The sequence below is a fragment of the Streptomyces sp. BRA346 genome, from assembly GCF_052851135.1.
This window is the reverse complement of the sequence record NZ_JAIWIH010000099.1, coordinates 1-6,167: the sequence shown is the minus strand read 5'-3', so window position 1 is coordinate 6,167 and position 6,167 is coordinate 1. Positions and strand designations below refer to the sequence as shown.

The 6,167-nt window shown below is 73.5% G+C and carries 2 protein-coding genes; both read right to left on the bottom strand.

What is annotated here, in order from left to right:
- The coding region (locus LCH29_RS43390; RefSeq protein WP_446467197.1) for a type I polyketide synthase at nucleotides 1-1,929 on the bottom strand (1,929 nt) is incomplete at its 3' end.
- Nucleotides 1,930-2,032: 103 nt separating this feature from the next.
- Nucleotides 2,033-6,167: SDR family NAD(P)-dependent oxidoreductase (locus LCH29_RS43385; protein WP_446467196.1), on the bottom strand; the 4,135-nt coding region annotated here is incomplete at its 5' end.

Genomic DNA, 6,167 nt, shown 5'->3' with positions numbered 1-6,167 from the left:
CGGACCCATGCCCCACGACCGCAGCAACTCCACCAGCGCCACCTGCACCGCGAACAACGCCGNCTGCGCATACCCGGTCCCCTCCAGCAGAGCCGCCTCGGCAGAACCCTCCGCCGCGAACAACACCTCCCGCACCGAGTGCTCAAACCCCGGCCTGCCCGCCAGCTCCGCGTCCAGAAAACCGCACACCTCATCCAGCGCCTTCGCGAACACCGGGAAGGCGCCATACAACTCACGGCCCATACCCAGCCGCTGGCTCCCCTGCCCCGTGAACATCCAGCCCGTACGCCCCTCCGACACCACACCGGACACCACCGAAGGGCCGTCCAGGTCGGCCAGACCCGCGCGAAGGGCGTCGTCGGCGCCCAGCACCACCGCGCGGTGCTCCAGGACGGCGCGCGTCGTCACCAGCGAAAGGCCCACGTCGACAGCGGAGGAGTCCCGCTCGTCGAGGAACTCCGCCAGACGCCCGGCCTGTGCCTCCACCGCCCGCGCGCTCCGGCCCGACAGCACCCACGGCACCACCGGCAGGTCGGCCGACGGCCGCTCCTTCACCACGGCCGGTTCGGCGGCCGGGGCTTCTTCGACGATGACGTGCGCGTTCGTCCCGCTGATCCCGAACGACGACACACCCGCCCGGCGCGAACGCTCCCCCTGCGGCCAGCCACGATCCTCGGCCAGTAGCCGGACCGCACCGGCGGTCCAGTCCACATGCGACGACGGCTCGTCGGCGTGCAGCGTCCGCGGCAACCGCTGTTCACGCAGCGCCAGCACCATCTTGATGACGCCGGCCACACCCGCCGCGCACTGCGTGTGGCCGATGTTGGACTTCACCGAGCCGAGCCACAGCGGATCGCCGTCACGCTGCTGCCCGTAGGTGGCCATGAGGGCCTGTGCCTCGATGGGGTCGCCGAGCCGGGTTCCGGTGCCGTGCGCCTCGACGGCGTCCACCTCGGCCGCCGAGATGTTCGCGGCCTCCAGTGCCTGCCGGATCACGCGCTGCTGGGAGGGGCCGTTCGGCGCGCTCAGCCCGTTCGAGGCGCCGTCCTGGTTGACCGCGCTACCGCGGACGACCGCAAGCACGTCGTGTCCGAGGCGCCGCGCGTCGGTCAGCCGTTCCAGCACCAGCACGCCGGCGCCCTCGGACCATCCCGTGCCGTCCGCCGCCTCGGCGAAGGACTTGCACCGGCCGTCCCCGGCCAGCCCGCCCTGACGGGCGAACTCCAGGAACATGCCGGGGTTGGACATGACCGTGGCGCCGCCCGCGAGCGCCATCGTGCACTCCCCGGCCCGTAGCGCCTGGCACGCCAAGTGCAGCGCCACCAGCGCCGACGAGCAGGCGGTGTCGACGGTGACGGCGGGGCCCTCGAAGCCGAGCGAGTAGGCGACCCGGCCCGAGGCGACGCTCGGGATGCTGCCGGTCAGCAGATAGCCCTCGGTCTCGGTGGCGGCCTCGTGCAGCTGCCCGCCGTAGCCGTTGCCGGACACGCCGGAGAACACGCCGGTCCGCGAGCCGCGCAGCGACAGGGGGTTGATCCCGGCGCGCTCCAGCGCTTCCCACGACGTCTCCAGGAGCAGCCGCTGCTGCGGGTCCATGGCCAGGGCCTCGCGCGGCGAGATCCCGAACAGCTCGGCGTCGAACCGCGGGGCCTCGTGCACGAACCCGCCCACCTCGGCGATGTCGCCGAGCGCCTGGAGGTCCCAGCCACGGTCGGCGGGGAACGGTGACATGCCGTCCCCGGCCGAGGCCACCAGCTCCCACAGCGCCTCCGGTGAAGCTACGCCGCCGGGAAAGCGGCAGCCCATGCCCACGATCGCGATCGGCTCGCGTGACGCGGTGACCAGGTCCTGGTAGCGCTGCCAGAGCCGGTCGTTCTCCTTGAGGGACTCCCGCAGGGCTTGGACGAGTTCTTCGGAGGATGTTGTCATGTCGTTCTCCACGGTCACGGCGAACTGAAGCCTGGGACTGAAGCCAATGGACTGATGCCTGAACGCGCCGACGTGACGGACCTGTCCGCCACTGGCGCCCGGGCTACATCGGCCTCACACGCTTCAGGGCCAGCTGTACGAGGCTGTCGGCGCCCATCGAGTCGAGGGATTCGGCGTCGCTCCGCTCGGCGGCCGGTTCCGCCGCGCTCCCACCTGCCCCGTTGGCGTCGGCGGATTCGGCGGTTCCGGCGGTTTCGGCGAGCCGGCGCAGCATGTCCAGCACGCCGGACTCCCGCAGCCGGGTGATCGGGATCGCCGCCAGAAGCTCCTTCACCTGCGGGTCCACCCCGTCGTCGCCCGGCTCGGCACCGTGCGCGGTGCGTTGAGCCGGAGCGGCGTCGGCGAGCAGTTTCTCCCGCAACGCCAGGACGAGCGCTTCGGGCGTCGGGTGGTCGAAAATCAGCGTCGCGGGCAGTTGCAGCCCGGTGGCCGAGTTGAGCCGGTTCCGCAGATCAACCGCCGTCAGCGAGTCGAAGCCGAGGTCCCGGAACGCCCGGGCGGGGTCGACCGCGGCCGCCGAGGAGTGTCCCAGGACCGAGGCCACCTGGGCCTGTACGACCTCCAGCAGCAGCCGGTCCTGCTCGGGCGCGGGCAGCCCCCGCAGCCGCCGGATCAGACCCTCGCCCCCGCCTCCGCCCGCGGCCGCCTGTCCGGCGGTGCGGCGCTGCCGTGCGGCCGGCACCAGGCCGTGCAGCACGCTGGGCAGACTGTCCCGTCGCGCGGCCAGTGCCGTGGTCCGCAGGGTGACGGGCAGGGCCACCGGCTCGTTGACCAGCAGGGCGGTGTCCAGCAGCGCCAGCGCGTCGTCGGTGGACAGCGGCGGGAATCCCTGACGGCGCATGCGGTCCAGGTCCGCCTCGGCCAGCCGGCCGCCCATGCCGTCGGTGTTCTCCCACATGCCCCAGGCCAGGGACACGCCCGGCAGGCCCTGGGCGCGGCGGGATGCCGCCAGCGCGTCCAGAACCGCGTTGCCCGCCGCGTAGGCCGCCTGTCCCGCGGAGCCGATCACCCCGGAGATCGAGGAGTACAGCACGAAGGCGCTCAGGTCGGACTTGGCGGTCAGTTCGTGCAGGTGCAGCGCCGAGTCGGCCTTGGCGGCCAGGACCCGGGCCAGCCGCTCCGGGGTCAGGCCGGTGATCACACCATCGTCGAGCACTCCGGCCGTGTGGATCACTCCGGTGAGCGGGGCCTGCTCCGGGATGGTCTCGATCGCCCGGGCCAAGGCCTCCCGGTCGCCGACGTCGCAGGCGGTGATGGTGACCCGCGCACCGAGAGCGGTCAGTTCCCCTTCGAGTTCCCGCGCGCCGGGGGCGTCGGCGCCACGGCGCGAGAGCAGCAGCAGGTCCCGGACCCCGTGCTGGGTGACGAGGTGGCGTGCCAGCACCGCGCCGAGGCCGCCGGTGCCGCCGGTCACCAGGACGGTGCCGCTCTCGTGCCACGGCGCCGGGATGGTCAGCACGACCTTGCCGACGTGCTTCGCCTGGCCGAGGAACCGCAGGGCCTCCGGGGCCCGTGAGATGTCCCAGGTGGTGATCGGGGGCGGGCGCAGCGCACCCTGTTCGAACAGCTCAAGCAGCGCGGTCAGCATTTCGCCGATCCGGTCGGGGCCCGCTTCGATCATGTCGAACGCCTGGTACGACACGCCCGGGTAGCCGGCCTTGACGTCGTCCGCGTCGCGGATGTCCGTCTTGCCCATCTCCACGAATCGTCCGCCGGGACGCGTCAGGCGCAGGGACGCGTCGACGAACTCCCCGGCCAGGCAGTCCAGCACGACGTTCACGCCGGCACCGTTGGTGGCCCGGGAGAAGGTCTGCTCGAACTCGGTGGTGCGGGACGAGGCGATGTGGTCGGCGGCGACACCGAGTTCACGGACCGTGGGCCACTTGCCCTGGCTGGCGGTCGCGAAGACCTCGGCCTTCAGGTGGTGCGCGAGCTGCACGGCGGCCATGCCCACGCCACCGGCGGCGGCGTGGATGAGGATCGACTCGCCCGCCCGCAGCCCGGCGAGGTCCATCAGGGCGTAGTACGCGGTGAGGTACACGATCGGCACCGACGCCGCCTGCGCGTAGGACCAGCCGCGCGGAATCCGCGCCAGCATGCGCGCGTCGGCGACCGCGGCGGGGCCGAAGGCGCCGTCGAGCATGCCCATGACGCGGTCGCCGACGGCCCAGTTCGTCACGCCGGGTCCGACCTCCAGGATGACGCCGGCGCCTTCGAGGCCCATGCGGCCCGCGTCGCCCGGGTACATGCCCAGCACGTTGAGCACGTCGCGGAAGTTGATGCCCGCGGCGCGTACGCCCACCCGCACCTGACCGGGCAGCAGGGGCCGCATGTCCTCGCGCACCAGCGCGACACCGTCCAGGCGCCCCTGGGCGACGATGTCCAGTCGCCACCCGAGTCCGGGGCCCAGGCCGGAGTCCGGGGTCGTGGGGGGCACGAGCACTCCGCCCGAGGCCATGCGGACGGCCCTGGGCAGCCACACCTGGCCGCGGCGTACGGCCAGTTGCGCATCGCCCGCCTCGGCGAGGCCGGGCAGCTGCGCGGCCAGCGCCTGGTAGGACTCCTGGCGGCCATCGGTGTCGGCGAGGAGGAACCGGTCGGGGTTCTCGCTGATCGCCGTGCGGACGAGGCCCCACACTCCGGCCCCGGCCACGTCGACCACGCCTTTGCCCGCGAGTGAGGTCCTGGCGGGCTCCTCAGCGTCTTCGGCGGAGACCTCGACGGCGTCCTCGGTCAGCACCGCCAGCCGGGACCCGGCCAGCCGGTCCTCCGCCAGCCAGTCCCGCACGATGCCGAGCACCTCGGTGACGGTCGCGGTCACGCTGGCGTCCGTGCTCGCCTCGGTGCCGACGGCGGTGGGGTGAAGCGGGAGCAGTACGGTGTCGGGCACCTCGGCGCCGGCGTCCAAGGCCGCGCTCAGCGCGGCGATGTCGGCATACCGGGAGGCGCCGACGCCCACGTCGGGCAGGCCGCTCCGCGCGTCGTCGGACCCGGTCAGGATCGCCCAGCGGCCGACCGGGGAGGACCCGCTCGGGGCGGCGGGCGCGGGGACCCAGTCCAGCCGGAACAGGCTGTCGGAGACCGGCGAGCCCGCCCCGGTCAGGTCGGCCGGCGACATCGGACGCAGCACCAGCGACTCGATCTCGGCCACCGGGTCGCCCGCCGTGTCGGCAACCCGCAACCCCACCTCGCCCGTCCCGCGCACGGTCAGGTGTACGCGTACGGCGGCGGCGCCGACGGCGGACAGCGACACGCCCGACCACAGGAACGGCAGCGACGCGCCGTCCGCCGCCTGCCCCCGCAGTCCCAGGGCGTGCAGGACGGTGTCGAGCAGCGCCGGGTGCAGTCCGTACGCCGAAGCGTCACCGGCCAGCGGCTCGGGCAGGGCCGCCTCGACGAAGAGGTCATCGCCGTGCCTCCAGACGTCCCGCAGTCCCTGGAAGGCCGGTCCGTAGGCCAGCCCGGCCGAGGCCAGTCGCTCGTACAGCCCGTCGGTGGGCACCGGCTCGGCGCCCGGGGGCGGCCACGCGGTCAGATCCCAGTCGGCGGCGGGCCGCTCGGCGGCGAGGGTGCCGGTGGCGTGCAAGGTCCACGGTTGTCCGGTCGCGGAGTCCTGGGGGCGTGCGTACAGCTTCAGCGTGCGCCGCTGCTCGTCCGCGTTTCCGTCCGGGTTCCCGTCGGAGGACTCGGGCGGCTCCACACTGAGTTGCACCTGCACCGCGCCGTCCTTCGGCAGCACGAGCGGGGCGCGCAGGGTCAGTTCGTCCAGTCGGCCGTAGCCGAGCTGGTCGCCCGCCTGGAGTGCGAGTTCGACGAGCGCGGTGCCGGGGACCACGATCGATTCCGCGATCGCGTGATCGGCGAGCCAGGGGTGGGACCGCACCGAGAGGCGGGACGTCAGCAGGAGGGTTTCCGAGCCCGCCACGGTCACGGCCGCGCCCAGCAGCGGATGTTCGGTCACGCCGAGGCCGAGGCCGTCGGCGTCGGTGGCCGGAGCCGATGCCTCCAGCCAGTACCGTTCGCGCTGGAACGCGTACGTCGGCAGCTCGACCCGGCGGGCACCGGTCCCCGCGAACACGCCGGACCAGTCGACGCCCGCGCCCCGCACATACAGCTCCGCGACGGCCGTCAACACGGCCTCGGCCTCGGCCCGCCCCGCCCGCAAGGTGGACACCGCC